The organism is Streptomyces sp. NPDC029139 (genome assembly GCF_055564335.1).
In genome coordinates, this window is sequence record NZ_JBVHWN010000013.1 from 38,339 (window position 1) to 53,144 (window position 14,806).

A 14,806-nucleotide genomic window follows, 5' to 3' on the forward strand; every position below is an offset into this window, starting at 1 on the left:
GCGGCACACGTGCCACCGGTGCCCCGAAACGGCAGCAGCACATCGTGTCCTGACGGGCCGCTCACCGGTTGATCTCTGCGTGGAGACTGCTGAGCCGGTGACCGGCGGCTACCTCACTGCCACCGCCTGCCGCTAAACACCGCGGCCCAAGCACGAGACGCGGTCTGCTACCTGCGCCTGCTGGAGATGCTCGACCTCACACCACGAGGGCACGCCGCCGGGCACTGCGGATCTGGCCCGCCGGATCCCCGCCGAGTGGCCGACCGTGCCCGTGCAGGGTCGGTCAGCACTCGCGATCCCTCTGTCCTTCTACGACGTCAGCTGGGCCGGCCGCGCCACCGACGCAGCGGTGTGGTCCCTCGAGGGCGCGGACTAGAACCGGTATTCCGTCAGCACCGCCGGTCCGGCCCGCGGCTGATCTCCCTCCAGGTCTGCCCGTCGGTACGCCCCGCCTCGCTGAGGACACGGGTTACTCCTGCCGGGGTCTTCATGAGGCCGGGAGGGTGGAGCATGACGTTCACCTGAACGGAATGGCTTCATCGCCACCCTGAAGACCCGTCAGCTGGGGAAGGAGAAGTAGAGAGCCTCGCTGTAGAAGGACGCGAAGTGTCTCTGCCAGTCAGCTCGGACAGAGGCCAGCCAGTCATCGTTCTGGCCGGCGATTGCCGCCTCGGCCTTGGCGACGGCGTCGGGGATGTCCTCGGACGCCAGACGCCGCACGCTCGCCACCGGATCGTCGTCCGTCATTGAGACGATCTCCCCGGTCTCGAGGACGAAGTACTTCGCCTGCTGCTTCTCAAGGTGGGCCGTGGTCCTGGCAACGCAATCGGCGAACTCGGCGTCGTCCTCCAAGCCCTTGCCGACCGCACGCAGGAGATCGCGGAGCAGGGCCGCTCCGTTGGCGTAGTCGCCGGCGATGCCGATCGGAGGGTTCCAGATCATGGACGGGACGATTGTTGTCCCACGCCCCACCATGAGCTTGTGCGCGAGCGGGATGTCCCAGTTGTGCTCGGATATGCATCGGATCCGCTTGGGGACCTCTGCCTCGCTCGGCATCGAGTCTGCGGAGTAGAGATACGAACGGTTTGCCATGGTGGGGACGCTAGCACCGGAGACCGACAATGCCGGAAACGCCTGCGCGAGGAAGAGCTCTCGTCGTTCGGCCGGTAGCCGGGACGCAGTCGGCAGTCCTCGGGCGCATCTGCCAGCGGCGGGTCCGGGCACAGCAGCGGAACGATCCGGTGAAGGTTTTCCCCAGTTACGGCCCACAGGCCCATGGGCCGCTCTGCGCGCCGTTCGTAGGTGACGACGCCCTCCGGGCCTTCGCCGGTGCGGACATGGGCCAGTGCGCCGATGCCTTCATCGAGTGGTTTGGGACGAACATCAGGGCGGTCTCGTATCCGGCCCGTGCCCCACTCCGATGGCGTACGCCTGCCCGGAGGCGGGGGCTCGTGCCCAGCTAGGTCAGCGATCGGCGTGGACGGGGGGAAACGTCTGGGTGCACTTCGGCAGCTGGAACTGTCCGGCCGATGGCACAGACGCCGGCTTCGGCGCCACCTCCGACAATCGGTTGCCGCACCGGTCAGGTCGCTGATCTGGTCACGGCAACTGCCCATGCGATGTACAGGACGTTCACCACCAGCCGAGCCACCGCACCGGCAGGCCGCTCCAGCAGCCGGGGCCGGTCCAGGCACGCGCCCCGCAGCGCGTCCAGGTGGGACTCCAGATAGCAGGTGATCAGGACAGCGGCGGCCCAGCCCCCGGCCGGTCTGGTGCCCGGAACCAAGACCAGCACACCCACGACGAAGGGGATGGGGGGGCGATGCTAGACCTGGACGACCTGGACGACCTGGTGAACCGGGTGGTCAACCCGGATGTACGACCGCTGGTGAAGGAGGTACACCGCCGCTACGCCACCGGCGCCGCCCGGGCCGCATTGTGCTGACCTGGCCGCGGTGTGCGCGGACTTGATCCACACCGGACCACTCCCCTTCTCGGCTTCGGGCAGGAGCGTTGCTGGTGATGCCCTGGTGGTGTCCACGAGTGAGCGATCGTGCAGGCTGGTTGCATGGTCAGTCGCGTAGAGAAGTACCTCGCCCATCTTGATCGGCTTTCCGGGGGAAGGGAGCCGCGGTTCTTCCCTGTCGAGTCGACCAAACAGGGGCTGCCAGGCGTGACGGAGATCGTGTACGACGACCTGCCGGACGGGCTTCTCACGACGCTCACCTACGGCTTGTCGCTGGCCGAGCATCCGGACTGGCAGCACGGCTCGCCGGAACTCTGCCTCAGCGTGAACTCGACCAACGTGATCTGGGCCCACGCGGTGGGCTTCCTCGCCGAGCAACTTCGTGGCACATGCCCATTCAGTTACGGCAGCACCATCAACTTCGGTGAGCGAATCGTGCCCGAGTCGGAGATGACGGCATTCTGTGTGTTCGCGCCGATGGTTCTCGACAGAGATGACTACCTGGGCATCGACGTTGGCGTTCCAGGACACGAGGGTCACGACGTGATCAACATCCAAGGGATGTACCCGATCCACGAGGTGGAGCGGCAGTTCATCGATGAGCGTGGCCTTGAAGCCTTCTGGAAGAGCGATTGGGATCCCACTGACGTGCTGCGTCGCCCCGCAATCTGATCTGGGGAGGGCAGCGGTCTTGATCGCTAGGCGTCCGGGGCGCGTCCCGGGGCCGGCAACGTTCGCCCGGCCGGGTGACGGGTCCCTGCCGCCGTGCTCTACCGCGCTCGCGGAGGTCAGCCAGGGGCACTGTCGCACCCCAGGCCGAGGAGGACCGCCGGGCTTCGGCACATATCACCGAGGTCGGCCGCCGCAAGGCCCTGTTCCAGGCCGCCAAGACCTCTTCCGCCTTCATCGCCAACCCCTTCCGCACGACCCTCACGAAACGCCGAGCCGCATGCGGAGGTCCGCTAGGGCAAGCAGGGAGGGTGGGCCGTCCGGATCAACGACGCCCAGCTGACCGTCTCCGGACCGAGGGAGACCGCTCCAGAGATCTGGCGTGCCGGTCACATCGGCGCCGTTCGACGTCATCGCCTCCGCGACGCTTTCGCTGAAGGTCCCCGCGAACCATCATCACGGGTAGGAAGGGCAGAGCCACTCCCTCTGGTCCGCCGACGCTCAGACGCAGGCCGAATACCAGTGATTCGAGTCGGCAACACGAGTACGCCGTTTCGCCCTGTCGCTAGGGTGTTTCAGAAGTACCGGCAGGCGGGGCTGACAGCGGGGGCTGCAAGGATGCGGCCATGGAGCAGATATCGAGTCGCCGGGAAGCATCAGAGGCGGTCCAGGACTACGGGTGGCGTTTCTTGCTGGGCACTTTGCGAACGTCGGTCCGGGTCAGATCGCTGGCGCAGGCGATGGGCTTGGCGGTCGACACTGTCGCGGTGTGCGGCGACGACGCCGATCGGCACCTTCGGGTCGATGTCCGCCCCGATCGGGTCGTCTTCACTCTGCAGTCGCTGGACCACGCAGCGGTTACTACCCGGGATATCGAACTCGCGCGTCAGATCTCCGCCACCGCTGACAGGGCCGGGCTTCTGACAGAGGCCGAAATCGGAACGGGAGCACTGCGGTCCGTCCAGCTTCTGGAGATCGCGATTGATGCACTGAACATCGCCGGGATTCGGCCGTTCTGGAAGGCGGTGCTGGGCTATGCGGATGAGGCGGGTGCCGAGGGACCGGAGGATCCGCTCATCGACCCGGTCGGGCAGGGCCCTGCCATCTGGTTCCAGCAGATGGACCGGGCGCGCCCGCAGCGCAATCGCATCCACTTCGACATCTGTGTTCCGCATGACGAAGCACCCCGGCGGATCGAGACCGCACTGGCGGCTGGAGGCCGACTTGTGTCGGCGACCCGTGCCCCCGCTTACTGGGTACTTGCCGACCTGGAGGGGAACGAAGTCTGCGTGACCACATGGCAGGGTCGAGACGGCTGAAACTTCCTTCGACCGGGCTGCTCATAGCCACTCGACTCGTTGATGGCTGCCACCGGCACGGTCGCCTCGTAGCGGACGGCGAGCTTTTCGTAGCACCCGGGGCCCGCGAGGAAGGTCATTCGCGCGTCCATGGCCGCAGTTTCTCGGGGTTGAGCACGGCCCAGATCCGCCGGATCCGGCCGTCCGTGATGTCGAACGCGTAGACCGACAGGACGACACCGTCCAGGTGGGCCGCCAGACCGGGCTGTCCGTTGACCGTGCACTCCCTGACCGCGAGCCGGCCAGGGAGGGTCCGTTCGGCGAAGAACCGGGCGATCTGCTCGGCGCCGTCAATCGGGTGGAGCAGCGCGGTGACGAGTCCGCCGCCGTCCCCGACGGCGGTGGCGTCGGGATCGAGCAGACCGATGAGGGCGCTGATGTCCTTGGCCTGCCACGCACGCGCGAACTCCCGGACGACACCGGCCCGCTGGGCCATCGGCGACAGGGGAGCTCGCGAGGCGTCGATGCGGCGGCGGGCCGAGGTCGCCAGCTGGCGGCAGGCCGCCGGGGTGCGGCCGACGATGTCGGCCACCTCGGAGAACGGGTAGCGGAAGACGTCGTGGAGCACGAACGCCACGCGCTCCGCGGGGGTCATCGCTTCCAGAACGACGAGGAAGGCCATGCTGACCGTCTCGTCGAGCGTGACCCGATCGGCGGGATCGGCCGTGTCGTCGTCCGTCGCGCCGACGAGCCACTCGGTGCGCGCGGGCAACGGCTCGGGCACCCATGCGCCCACGTAGCGCTCCCGCCGCGATCTGGCCGAGCGCAACTCGTCGAGGCAGATACGGCCGGCGACCTTGATCAGCCATCCCCTGGGGGACGCCACCGCCTCCCTCTGCCGCTGAGGCATCGCGTACCAGCGGGCGTACGTCTCCTGCACGACGTCCTCGGCCTCGGCCAGGGAGCCCAGCATCCGGTACGCGAGGTTGATCAGCCGGCGGCGCTCGGCCGCGAGCGCGCCTGCCGGCGGGTCGAGTCGGCCGTCCTGCGGCGCGGTTGAACGGGACGTCATGCTCCTGAGGCTCCCTCGGTCGGATCTTCCCTCACCTCTTTGACGAGGTAGCGCTCCGAAATGTGAGGTCGGTGCCCGGCCTCACATTCCACCGGGCTGACTCGTCCTACCTGACAACGGGACGCAACCGAAGCAGACGGAGGCGCACCGGCATGGAGTCCGTGCATGTCGCGGTATGCGCCGCCTGATCCCGTACGCCGCACACCACGAATGAAGGAGTACGCGATGATCACCTCCGGCGAGTCCGAGATCCGGACGCTTCTGGCGAGCCGCGCCGACGCCCAGCAGACCAAGGACATCGACCGGCTCATGTCGTTCTACGCCGAGGACGCCGTCTACTACGACGTCGTCCCGCCCCTGCGGTTCACGGGAGCCGAAGAGATACGGCAAAACTTCCTGCGCTGGTTCGACGGATACGTCGGCCCGATCAGCCTGGAGACGTACGACGTCACCCTCGCGACCAGCGGGGACACCGCGTTCGCCCACATGCTCCACCGCGACTCGGGGGAGCGGAAGGGCGGGCTTCAGGCCTCGATATGGGTACGGGAAAGCGTCTGCCTCCAGCGGTCGACCGGAACGTGGTCGATCACGCACGAGCACATCTCGATACCGATCGACCCGACGACCATGACGGTCTGGCTTCCGTCCGACAAGGACCAGCCCGCCTGACCCGCGTTCACGTACAGAATTCCTTCTCGATGAGGAGCATGAATCATGCCCAACGGGGGCTGTGGTTCGCCGCGGCATCGCTCGCCGCGGTCGCGGTCGGCGCGTGGGCAGTCGAAGGTGCAGGGGCAGGCGCCGAGAATCCCGAAAAGCTCGAGGTCATCGAACTCAGAGTTCAGAACGACCAGTACACGGCTGCCGACCTGGGCCCCGCGGGATCGAGCCTGGGCGACATGGATGTGTACTCCGGCACCGCCGTCAAGGATGGTCGGAGCGTCGGACGCGGGGGCGGACACTGCCAGGTCATTCAGCTCAGGGGCGAGGAACCGACCTCTCAGTGCCTGATCACGATGGAGATTGAGCAGGGTTCCCTCACGATGCAGTCGCTGTGGACGAAGGGAACGGGCCCCCTGGACATGGCCATCACCGGCGGTACGGGCGTCTACCGCAACGCGCGCGGAATCGCCCGCTTCTGGGACATCGCGACGCCAAACGAGCGGGTGCGGCTCGAGATCCTGCGCTGAGAACGGTGAGGCCCTGCCGCACGGCTCGCCAGGGCCTCACGTCCGCGTCACACGTGTCCGGGGTGCAGCGCCACTTGCCCGGCCGTGCCGGTCAGCGTGGTGACTCCGCCCAGTTCGAATCGGCCCTGGCGAATATCCGCGGGACTCACCTCCGCCTGGGCGCCCACGCAAGCGCCTGGACAGTGTTCCCGCCGACAGGGCAACGACTCCCGGAAGAGCCGCACCTGCCTGCGCGGAGGCGGGCTTTTCACACACCCCCGTGCCTTACCTTCGGATCATCACTGATCGGCATCTTCGGACTTCAGCAGTCGGCGTGCCGCCTTCACCAGCTCGTCAAGAGCGACGTTAAGGCTGTCCTCCTGGTCCCGCCGCCGTGCGCGCAGGTGAAACCGGTACGTGTCGTCGAGCAAGAGGCGCCTTTCGTCATCACTCACGTGAGGCAACTCCTCCAGCGCCGTAACGGCCGCCGATCTGAACGCCACATACTCGTTCTTGTCGCGGGCGAGGTTGGCGACACGTGCGTCATTCAGTGCGCGGAGCGCTTGCTGCGCCCAGACATGCTCTGGCGACATCACGGGGATGGCCTCCAACCTGCGGCGAACGCGTTCTGCCGGCGCGCGGTCGTCTGCCAGGTCCATGCGCCTCTCCACTGCTGCGACGACCTGGCGAGCCAGTGCCACCACGTCTGCTGGGGCGATCAGTTCAAGCTCTGCCTGCTTCTGTGACAACTCCAGGTACGCAGTCCGGACAGCCGCCTGGAGAGCCCCCTCGTGGTCCTCCTGCTGGTACAACGTCTCCGCATAGGACACCGTCTCTCGCGCCTTCTGCACGAACTGAGCTATCTCCCGCCTGCGGTCGTCACGCAGGGACGCCAGGCGTTGTGCCTCTGCCGTGATGCGAGCGGCATCCCGAGCGGCGTCCGCTTGAGCACGGCCGCCCCGCAGCTGGATCCGCGCACCGATGAAGTTGCCGAGAATGCCCCCACCGATTCCGATGAATGCCACCACCGCGGCGAAGACTTCGGGATTGTCCTTGATCGCTTCGACGACTCTGTTCATGGCGACCATCGTCCCGCGAACCGCTACGCAACTGGTTCTGCAGGGGCAAGTTCGCCGACGCGGAGACCCAAGCCGCGCGTAGTCAGGACAGTCAGCCCGCAGAGGACGAAGGGGGCATCCGGGCCCCGGTCCGGATGGTGGAGCAGATCAGGAAGGCGTGTGATGCCGCAGAAGTCATCGAACACACAACGCATGCTGTGCGTCTAGCGTGCCACCAGGCCCTGAGCGCCCAGCCAACCCGGCGGTCCGGATCTGCGCTCGTCAACGCGGTGCCTCTCGGTGGACGGCACAGGCTTTTGGTCACCTTCAGAATCCTCAACCACGAGGGTTGCCTGCGGCTGTCGCGGGCGCCGGAGCACGAGACCCCCTCCGCGAGAAGCACGGTGATGCAGCGGAGCTGCGGGTGGCAGCACCGAGGCGAGCAGCGGGAGCAGCGCGGGCTTCACCATCAGTGAGTTCACGACGGCGTATCACGACACCATGATCCACCGTCGAACGATTATTTGCAGACGGAGTCTGGTCTAGAGGCCGTCACGGGACGGGCAGGGCCTGTTCCGCCCAGATCGTCTTACCCGTCGGCATATAACGCGTACCCCAGTGTTCGGTGAGCTGGGCGACCATGAACAGTCCGCGCCCGCCCTCCTCGTCGTTGCCGGCGTAGCGGGCGTGCGGTGAGGTGTGCTGCGAGTCGGAGACCTCACAGATGAGAGAACGGTCCCGGATCAGGCGCAGACCGATCGGGCCGGAGGCGTGACGGATCGCGTTGGTGACCAGTTCACTGACGACCAGTTCCGTGGTGAAGGCCAGATCGTCCAGTCCCCATCGCCCAAGCTGTTCCGCAGCCATCGAACGTGCACGTGCGACGAGCGCGGGGTCCGAGGGCAGCTCCCAGGCCGCCACCTGGCGTGCGTCGAGCGCACGGGTGCGCACGACCAGTAGCGTCGCGTCGTCCCGCACATGGTCCGACACCAGCTCCGCGACGATCTGGGCGCACAACAGGTCCGCCGACGATCCTCGCTGCTCCCCGAGTACCGCCGCCAAGCGGGCCGATCCCACGTCGATGCCTTGCCCCCGGGCCTCCACGAGGCCGTCGGTGAACAGGACGAGCAGGCTTCCCGCGGCGAGCGCCACCTCCACGCCCTCGTACGGGAGCCGTCCCACGCCCAGTGGAGGCCCCGGTGGCAGGTGAAGGAAACCGGCGGCGCCGTGCGGCTGCACAACGGCCGGGGTCAGGTGTCCCGCCGCGGCCCAGGTGCTCGTCCGGGAAGCCGGATCGTAGATCCCGTAGACACACGTCGCTCCGACGGCGCCGCTGTCGTCCGGTCCCCTCACGTTCTGGTCGGAGGCGTCCTTACCGACCTGATCGTTCAGCCGAGCCAGGAGTTCGTCAGGCGCGAGGTCCAGCTCGGCCAGGGTGCGCACCATCGCGCGCAGGCGCCCCATGGTCGCAGCGGCTCCCAGCCCGTGGCCGACGACGTCCCCCACGACGAGTCCGACACGCGCGCCGGACAGCGGAATGACGTCGAACCAGTCGCCGCCGGCGCCGAGGTGGCTGTCGGCGGGCAGGTAGCGACTCGCCGCCTCGACCGCGCTCAGCTCGGGCAGCGATCGAGGCAGGAGACTGCGCTGGAGCATGAACGCGGCGGTGCGCTCTCGTTGGTACCGCCGGGCGTTGTCGATGCACACAGCAGTCCGCGACGCCAGCTCCTCTGCCACCGCCCGATCGCCGTCGCCGAAGGGTTCCGAGTCGCCGCTTCGCACGAATGTGACAAGGCCCAGGGGCGTCCCCCGCACGATCAGCGGGACGTACAGCCGTGTCGGCGCGACCACGGCATCCGCGGTCGCACGGCCCCCTGCCAGGCTCTCGGCCTGCGGAGATCCGGCGACGTACGCAACCCGCTCGGCCACCGGGGAGGGTCCTTCGTCGGAATCGGCCACGCGTACCAGATCCCATGCCGTGACGGGCTTCGGTTCCTCTCCCTCGAGCACCTCCGCCGCCACGTCGATCAGCACGGCGTCCGCGTACTCCGGCACGGTGATCTTGGCGAGCTCCGCTGCCGTTCCGGACGGGTCGAGCGTCGCCCCGATCCGTGCACCGGCCTCCGCGAGGAGCGCGAGGCGCTGCTGCGCACGGTAGTGGTCGGTGACGTCAATGGACTGTTCGCACACCCCCACCGGCTCTCCCCTGCCGTCCAGCAGTCGGAAATAGGACGAGGACCAGACGCGCTCACGCCGCGGGTCAGCCGGGGCCCGGCCTCGGAAATGCACGTCGATGACCGGCTCACCGGTGTCGAGGATTTGTTGGACGAAGTCCTCGGGCGGCGCCAGATGCTCGGTGGTGAGGACGTCGCCGGGAAAGAGTTCGGTCATGGAGCGGCCCAGCGATGCTGTGAGGTCGCCGCCGAGCTCCCGGACACTGGACGCGTTGGCCCACAGGAGGCGCGCACCTGGGCCGTAGATGGTCAGTGTCACCGGCGACTGGGTCACGAGCCCCTGCAGCATCGCCTGTCGGGTCTCCCACCAGCGAAGCCCCTCCAGCTCAGCGGCCATGAGGACGGCTGTGGGGGCCCGGCCGGTGGAGTCCCCGTCGGCGCCGGAGGTCAGGGGACGCAGAGTCACTGCCACACGTACGGTGTGTCCGCCGCGGTGGCGCACGTCCACGACGGCACTGCGTGTCCCACCGGACCACAGCCGCTGATCCGGCCGCCGCCCTCCCGGTCCGTCGCGATCGGCGTCCGGGGTCACGAGCAGGTCCGCCGCCCGGCGTCCCAGTACCTGCGAAGCGGGATATCCCATGAGGGCCTCTGCCTCGCGACTCCACCCGACGAGCACTCCGTCTGCGGCGATCAGCGCGAAAGCGACCGGCGGCGGACCGAGCCGCCCGCCTTCGTCCGCCCCGGCGAGAGGAGTGAAAGGTAGCCCTTCCATGGTCCCATCATCCTTCCGAGCGCTCGCGACCGCAGTGCGCTCGATCCGCTCCGGACGGCCACGACGCAGCAGCCCGGGGCTCCGGCCCCGCAGTGCCTGCGCGCAATGGTGATCGGGATCGGCCGCGGCCGCCACGATGAGGGACGTCGGACGGGCACGGCGAGCAGTCTGCAACCGGTACCTAGGTACGGATCTACCGTCGGAGGTGTCCCCACCACCGGGACGTGATGACAGGACTGTGCGCGATGAGAGATTTTGCGTGGGTACCGCGCGGTGCTACTGACGTCCATCCGGCCGGCCCCGGCCGCGATGCCACGGTGCTGCTCGTCGCCCACCGGGCTCGCGGCGCAGGATCCGTTTCCCGCCATCGGCGACGCGGCTGTGCAGTGGGCCCGGGTTGTGCTTCGCTGGCCGATGCCGAGCGGATGCCGGGCTCGCGGGATGGCAGTCCGAGCGGACCGAGGTGTACGGGTACTACGTCCCGAGCGATGACCAGGTGTTCGGCCCGCTCGCCGATCCGAGCGTCAGCACAGTATGTGGCGGCGGGCCTTGGCCAGGAGGGGGTCGAGCGGCCGTCGGCACGCCTCGCACACCAGGCTTCCTGCCGGCACCCGGGGCGGCGGCACAGGTGCTGGCGCCTGCGCCGCCCGTTCCTGGGCGTCACGAACGGACTGGGCGTACCGGGCCGCGTCGTCCTGGCGCCGCTTCGCCTTCTGGCGCGCCTCCTGCTGGGAGTCGAGCAGCCGCTTGTGCAGGTCCCCCGGCAGCACCGCGCCGTGTGCCGCCAGGCCCAGTGAGCCGAGGGGCATCGTCACCCGCTCGAGCTCGTCCAGCGCGCACGGAGGATGGTGGAGCCCTGGCCGTTGCGCCGACATCTATGGGGCGAGGACTTCGTCGGCACCCGCAGGGCTCGTTGCAGGGGGGGCAACGGCGACGGTAACGGAGGGGTGAGCGGTCTGTGACGGTGTCAGATCGGGGGCGTTGACGGGGTGGCCTGGGCGGTACCGGCGGCAGGGCGCCCCACGCCCAGGCGTCGGCTGACCCGGCTCATCGCCTGGGACATGCGGGAGGGGAGGGCGTCAGGGTCGGGAATGGTCACTGGTCGCACGCGTCCATTGTGGATGGCGGAGATCCGCCAACCCTGCTCCGTCCGGACGACCACGAGGGTCTGCCGGGACAGACGCCGCTTGGGCAGCTCGGAGCGCCACGGCATCAGTACCGATGCCGTGCCGTGGACGATGGCGGCGTCCGCGGTGATGTGGCGGATCGCCTCCACGTCGCCGACGAGCGCCGACCCGGCCAACACACCACGAAAGAGCCGGTCGTGGTTGTCCTGGAGGGCCGGTCGGCCGGTCGCGCGGGTGCCGTCGTACGAGACGTAGTCGGCGTCGGCGGTGAAGCAGGCGCCAAGGGCGACGGCGTCGTTATCGGTCCACGCCTGCATGAACTGCTTGAACAATTGCGTGATCCGCTCGTCACTGGTGGGCATGACGTCCTCCTAGAGCTATCATTTCGGCTATCGAATCTTACGCTAACAGAAAGTTTCGAATGTCGAAAGATGATGCCGTGCGCGAGGTCGCCGGGCGGATGAGGCTGCTGCAGCAGAGCTTCGACGCCTTCGATGAGGCCGCCGCGACCCGGCTCGGGCTCAACCGCACCGACCTGCGCTGCCTGGACCTGATCCTGGCCAAGGGCCCGATGTCGGCCGGAGAACTCACCACCGGGGCCAAGCTCAGCCCGGCCGCGACGACAACCGCCATCGACCGCCTCGAACGAGCGGGCTTCGTCACCCGCAGCCGGGACGCCGCCAATCGGCGAAGGGTTCTGGTCACCGCCACCGAGGCTGCCCGCACTGCCGAACACGAGGTGTACGGTCCCCTCGGCGAGGCGGGGACATCGGCGCTCGGGCGCTACAGCGAAGAACAGCTCGCCGTGATCACCGACTTCCTGGAGACAGCCCGCCAGGTCCAGGAAGACCAGACGACACGCCTGAAGGGGCTGCCGGTCCGTGGGTGAACACCCGGGAGCACAACCTCGGTCTCGCCGGAGAGACCAAGGGCTTCACGGTGATCAACCATGGCCGAGGCGACCCGGAGATCATTTACGGGACAGCCCTTAGGGCGGTCGGCCCACGCCCACCAGACGTGCTGCTCGGAAACAACCCCAGGCCACGCGGCAGTGTGTCTGTCGTCATCGTCCCGTCGGCACAGGACAAACGCGCCGGCCTTCAGCAGCCTGTCGCACAGGGGGGAAGGTGGGAACCAGTTCGTTTGGCATCACCCGTCGGCGGTGCCTGCGTCCGTCCCGCCGGGTCGGTCCGGCAGCCGCTGCGCACGCCGGCAACAGCCTCCGCCCGAGGCGGGCGCCGGGTCCCGGCACGTCCGCGCTGCCCACTGGCACCATGGTCATCGCCACATCGGCAGCCGGATCACCAGCGCCCGCGTTGCACCAGTCGATCACCGGACTGCGCCCCACGTTCGCCGGTGACCGTCCCTTCTTCGACGAGGCGCTGCCGACGCTGGGACAGCAGGTCCCGAGGAGCCTGTGCAGAACTGACTCCCACCGCGCCGGCCACTCCGCTCCGGCTACGTCGCCGTCGCCGTCGCCGCTCAGTGTTCGTGCGTCACCTGAGCCAGCAGCTCACGGATCTCCCGCAGGCTCATCCGCGTACCGGGGTCGGAGTCCCGCTCCTCGATCTGCGCGAAGTGCTGTTCGGCCGTGGCCAGGTCGCCGCGGCGCCGGGCCAGGCGGCCGGCGAGGCGGTGGCCGGCGAGGAGGCCGGGGTACTCGGCGAGGATGTCCGCGACGAGTGGCGCGGCCTCCTCGTCGCGCTCCGCCTCGACGAGCAGCTCGGCCAGCTCGGGACGGGGGTCGACGCGCCCTTCGAGCGGTCCGCGCGGTGGGTCGAAGTCGCCGGAGCGCTCCACCGCGCGGCGCAGCCACTGTTCGGCCTCCGCTGTGCGTCCGAGCCGGCGCAGCGCCCTGCCGAGGTGGTACGCCGCCTCGGGAATGTCGTTCTCCCACCCCTGCACGAGCCACCGCTCGGCCTCGGCGTACCGCCCCCAGCGCACCATGCTGCGACCGGCCAGGAACGCGGGCCGCGCCAGACCGCCCTCGGCGGCGCGCACGTACCAGCGCTCCGCGAACTGCGGGTCCCCGCCCCGCTCTTCGGAGGTCCAGCCGACGCCCCAGGCTGCCCTCGCGTGACCGAGCTCCGCGGCCTTCAGCGTCCAGATGCCGGCGGCCCGCTCGTTCTTCGCGTGGGTGTGGATCCCGGCGATGCTGTACGCAGCCCCCGCGTCCCCGGCCTCGGCGGCCGGCTCGAAGTACGGCACGAGAAGGGGCTCGTCGGCATGGCAGTCCTGCAGCATGCGGCCGAGTTCGAGCAGCCCGCGCGGAGTGCCGGTCCTGCGATACCAGTCGGCGGCCTCGGGCAGCCGGTGGAGGCGGTCGAGTGCATCGGCGTACGCGAAGCACTCCTCGGCACCGCCGGACTCCGCGGCCGCCCGCAACTCGGGCAGGCGGGCCGCGAGTTCGGGGTCGGGCAGCCGGGCGGGGTCGGCGCGAATCGCCGCGATCTCCTCGAGCTGCTCGACGAACATCTTGGGCAGGCCGCCGTACTGGTCGTTCTCGTCCTCGTCCTCGGTGTCGCCGGTGAGACGCAGCCATCGCTCGGCCTCGTCCAGCCGCCGCTGCATGATGCCGATCAGACCGAGGTAGAAGCGGGCGTAGTCGTGACCATCGGGTGCTGCGGCCGCCGTCTCGAACCAATGCTCGGCCGTGCGCTGGTCACCGCGCTCGAAGGCCCAGACACCCAGGACGTAGGCCGCGCCCGAGTAGCCGAGCTCGTGCGCCCGTACGGCCAGGGCGCGTGCCTCCTCGATCCGGTCGCTGTCGCGGGCCACCAGGATGGCCTGCTCGACCAGGGCCTGGTGCGAGCCGACCGCCGCGGCTCGCGCGTAGAGAGCCTCCGCCGCGCGGATCGTGCTCGGGTAGTACGTGAACATGCCCGCGTACTCCAGGTCCCGCAGCGGACTCAGCGCCTCGAACGCGGCCTCGGCGTCTCCGTCCGCCTCCGCCCGCGCGAGCCGCTCCTCCCAGAGCTCAAGGTCGTCGACGATGTTCTCGATCATCTGACGGGCCGAGGCCGCCTTGCGGTCACCCAGTTCGGCCGCCTCGTCCAGCTGCGCCTGCGCTTCGGCGAAGGCACCGTGGCGGGCGGCCTTGAGCACGGCGCCGTTGGTGAGGCTCTGGACGTGGCCGAGTGCGGCTCCCCGCGCGTACCACTCCTCTGCTCCGTCCTGGTCGCCGGACTCCTTCAGGAGCGTGGCGAGCCCGAAGGCGCAGCCGCCGTCACGGTCGGCAGCGCTGCGGTACCAGCGCTCGGCTTCGGCGAACTCCCAGCGGTCCTTGTGGCAGATCGCGAGCGTGCGCGCCGCATCCGCGTCCCCGTGCTCGGCGGCCTTGGCCCACCAGGGCAGGGCCTGGTCCATCCGGCCGCTCTTGCCGAGGAATGTGGCGTAGGCGCGGTACGCGCCGTCCTGTCCGGCCTCGGCAGCGGCCGCCAACTCGGCTTCCTGGCCGCGTATGTGCTCATGCGTTTCCCCGTGTGTCATTCCCTGATC

14 protein-coding genes are annotated in these 14,806 nt (G+C 68.9%); 6 read left to right on the top strand and 8 right to left on the bottom strand.

The features are described 5' to 3' along the window. Positions 1–558: 558 nt before the first annotated feature. Positions 559–1,092: a DUF7822 domain-containing protein gene (locus tag ACZ4VW_RS25560; RefSeq protein ID WP_467966217.1), complete on the bottom strand. Its 534-nt coding sequence runs from the start codon at positions 1,090–1,092 to the stop codon at positions 559–561. A gap of 490 nt (positions 1,093–1,582) precedes the next feature. Continuing rightward, on the bottom strand, positions 1,583–1,801 hold the full coding sequence (locus ACZ4VW_RS25565; RefSeq protein WP_467966219.1) for a hypothetical protein: 219 nt from the start codon (positions 1,799–1,801) through the stop codon (positions 1,583–1,585). Positions 1,802–1,822: 21 nt separating this feature from the next. Here ACZ4VW_RS25565 and ACZ4VW_RS25570 point away from each other — a divergent pair, with 21 nt between their 5' ends. The 3 genes from ACZ4VW_RS25570 to ACZ4VW_RS25580 all read left to right on the top strand — a co-directional run bounded on the left by ACZ4VW_RS25570 (position 1,823) and on the right by ACZ4VW_RS25580 (position 3,954). Continuing rightward, positions 1,823–1,945, top strand: a complete 123-nt coding sequence (locus ACZ4VW_RS25570) for a hypothetical protein (RefSeq protein WP_467966221.1) — start codon at positions 1,823–1,825, stop codon at positions 1,943–1,945. A 123-nt stretch (positions 1,946–2,068) separates the two neighbouring features. Further along, positions 2,069–2,638 (top strand): suppressor of fused domain protein, encoded by a 570-nt coding sequence (locus tag ACZ4VW_RS25575; protein WP_467966223.1) that lies wholly within the window; start codon positions 2,069–2,071, stop codon positions 2,636–2,638. Between the two features lie 623 nt (positions 2,639–3,261). Next, the gene (locus ACZ4VW_RS25580) at positions 3,262–3,954 is read left to right on the top strand and encodes a VOC family protein (RefSeq protein ID WP_467966225.1); all 693 of its coding nucleotides are present in this window, start codon (positions 3,262–3,264) and stop codon (positions 3,952–3,954) included. Between the two features lie 115 nt (positions 3,955–4,069). Here ACZ4VW_RS25580 and sigJ read toward each other — a convergent pair whose 3' ends face one another. Then, on the bottom strand, positions 4,070–5,005 hold the full coding sequence (gene sigJ / locus ACZ4VW_RS25585; protein ID WP_467966227.1) for an RNA polymerase sigma factor SigJ: 936 nt from the start codon (positions 5,003–5,005) through the stop codon (positions 4,070–4,072). Positions 5,006–5,230: 225 nt separating this feature from the next. Here sigJ and ACZ4VW_RS25590 point away from each other — a divergent pair, with 225 nt between their 5' ends. Continuing rightward, positions 5,231–5,674 carry a YybH family protein gene (locus tag ACZ4VW_RS25590; protein ID WP_467966229.1) on the top strand — a complete coding sequence of 148 codons (444 nt, stop codon included), beginning with the start codon at positions 5,231–5,233 and terminating at the stop codon, positions 5,672–5,674. A gap of 38 nt (positions 5,675–5,712) precedes the next feature. Continuing rightward, entirely contained in the window at positions 5,713–6,195 is a 483-nt protein-coding gene (locus ACZ4VW_RS25595; RefSeq protein WP_467966231.1) for an allene oxide cyclase barrel-like domain-containing protein, read from the top strand. 278 nt (positions 6,196–6,473) lie between these two features. Here ACZ4VW_RS25595 and ACZ4VW_RS25600 read toward each other — a convergent pair whose 3' ends face one another. The 4 genes from ACZ4VW_RS25600 to ACZ4VW_RS25615 all read right to left on the bottom strand — a co-directional run bounded on the left by ACZ4VW_RS25600 (position 6,474) and on the right by ACZ4VW_RS25615 (position 11,670). Next, complete coding sequence (locus ACZ4VW_RS25600) at positions 6,474–7,253, bottom strand: hypothetical protein (protein WP_467966233.1); 780 nt, start codon at positions 7,251–7,253, stop codon at positions 6,474–6,476. 531 nt (positions 7,254–7,784) lie between these two features. Further along, positions 7,785–10,181: a SpoIIE family protein phosphatase gene (locus ACZ4VW_RS25605; protein WP_467966496.1), complete on the bottom strand. Its 2,397-nt coding sequence runs from the start codon at positions 10,179–10,181 to the stop codon at positions 7,785–7,787. A 524-nt stretch (positions 10,182–10,705) separates the two neighbouring features. Then, positions 10,706–10,996 carry a hypothetical protein gene (locus ACZ4VW_RS25610; RefSeq protein ID WP_467966235.1) on the bottom strand — a complete coding sequence of 97 codons (291 nt, stop codon included), beginning with the start codon at positions 10,994–10,996 and terminating at the stop codon, positions 10,706–10,708. A 152-nt stretch (positions 10,997–11,148) separates the two neighbouring features. Then, positions 11,149–11,670: an SgcJ/EcaC family oxidoreductase gene (locus tag ACZ4VW_RS25615; RefSeq protein ID WP_467966237.1), complete on the bottom strand. Its 522-nt coding sequence runs from the start codon at positions 11,668–11,670 to the stop codon at positions 11,149–11,151. A 59-nt stretch (positions 11,671–11,729) separates the two neighbouring features. Between ACZ4VW_RS25615 and ACZ4VW_RS25620 the strand changes: the two genes are divergently transcribed. Then, positions 11,730–12,197 carry a MarR family winged helix-turn-helix transcriptional regulator gene (locus ACZ4VW_RS25620; protein WP_467966239.1) on the top strand — a complete coding sequence of 156 codons (468 nt, stop codon included), beginning with the start codon at positions 11,730–11,732 and terminating at the stop codon, positions 12,195–12,197. 593 nt (positions 12,198–12,790) lie between these two features. Here the strand turns inward: ACZ4VW_RS25620 and ACZ4VW_RS25625 are convergent. Then, positions 12,791–14,797, bottom strand: coding sequence for a tetratricopeptide repeat protein (locus tag ACZ4VW_RS25625; protein ID WP_467966241.1), 2,007 nt, complete (start codon positions 14,795–14,797; stop codon positions 12,791–12,793). Between the last annotated feature and the right edge of the window lie 9 nt (positions 14,798–14,806).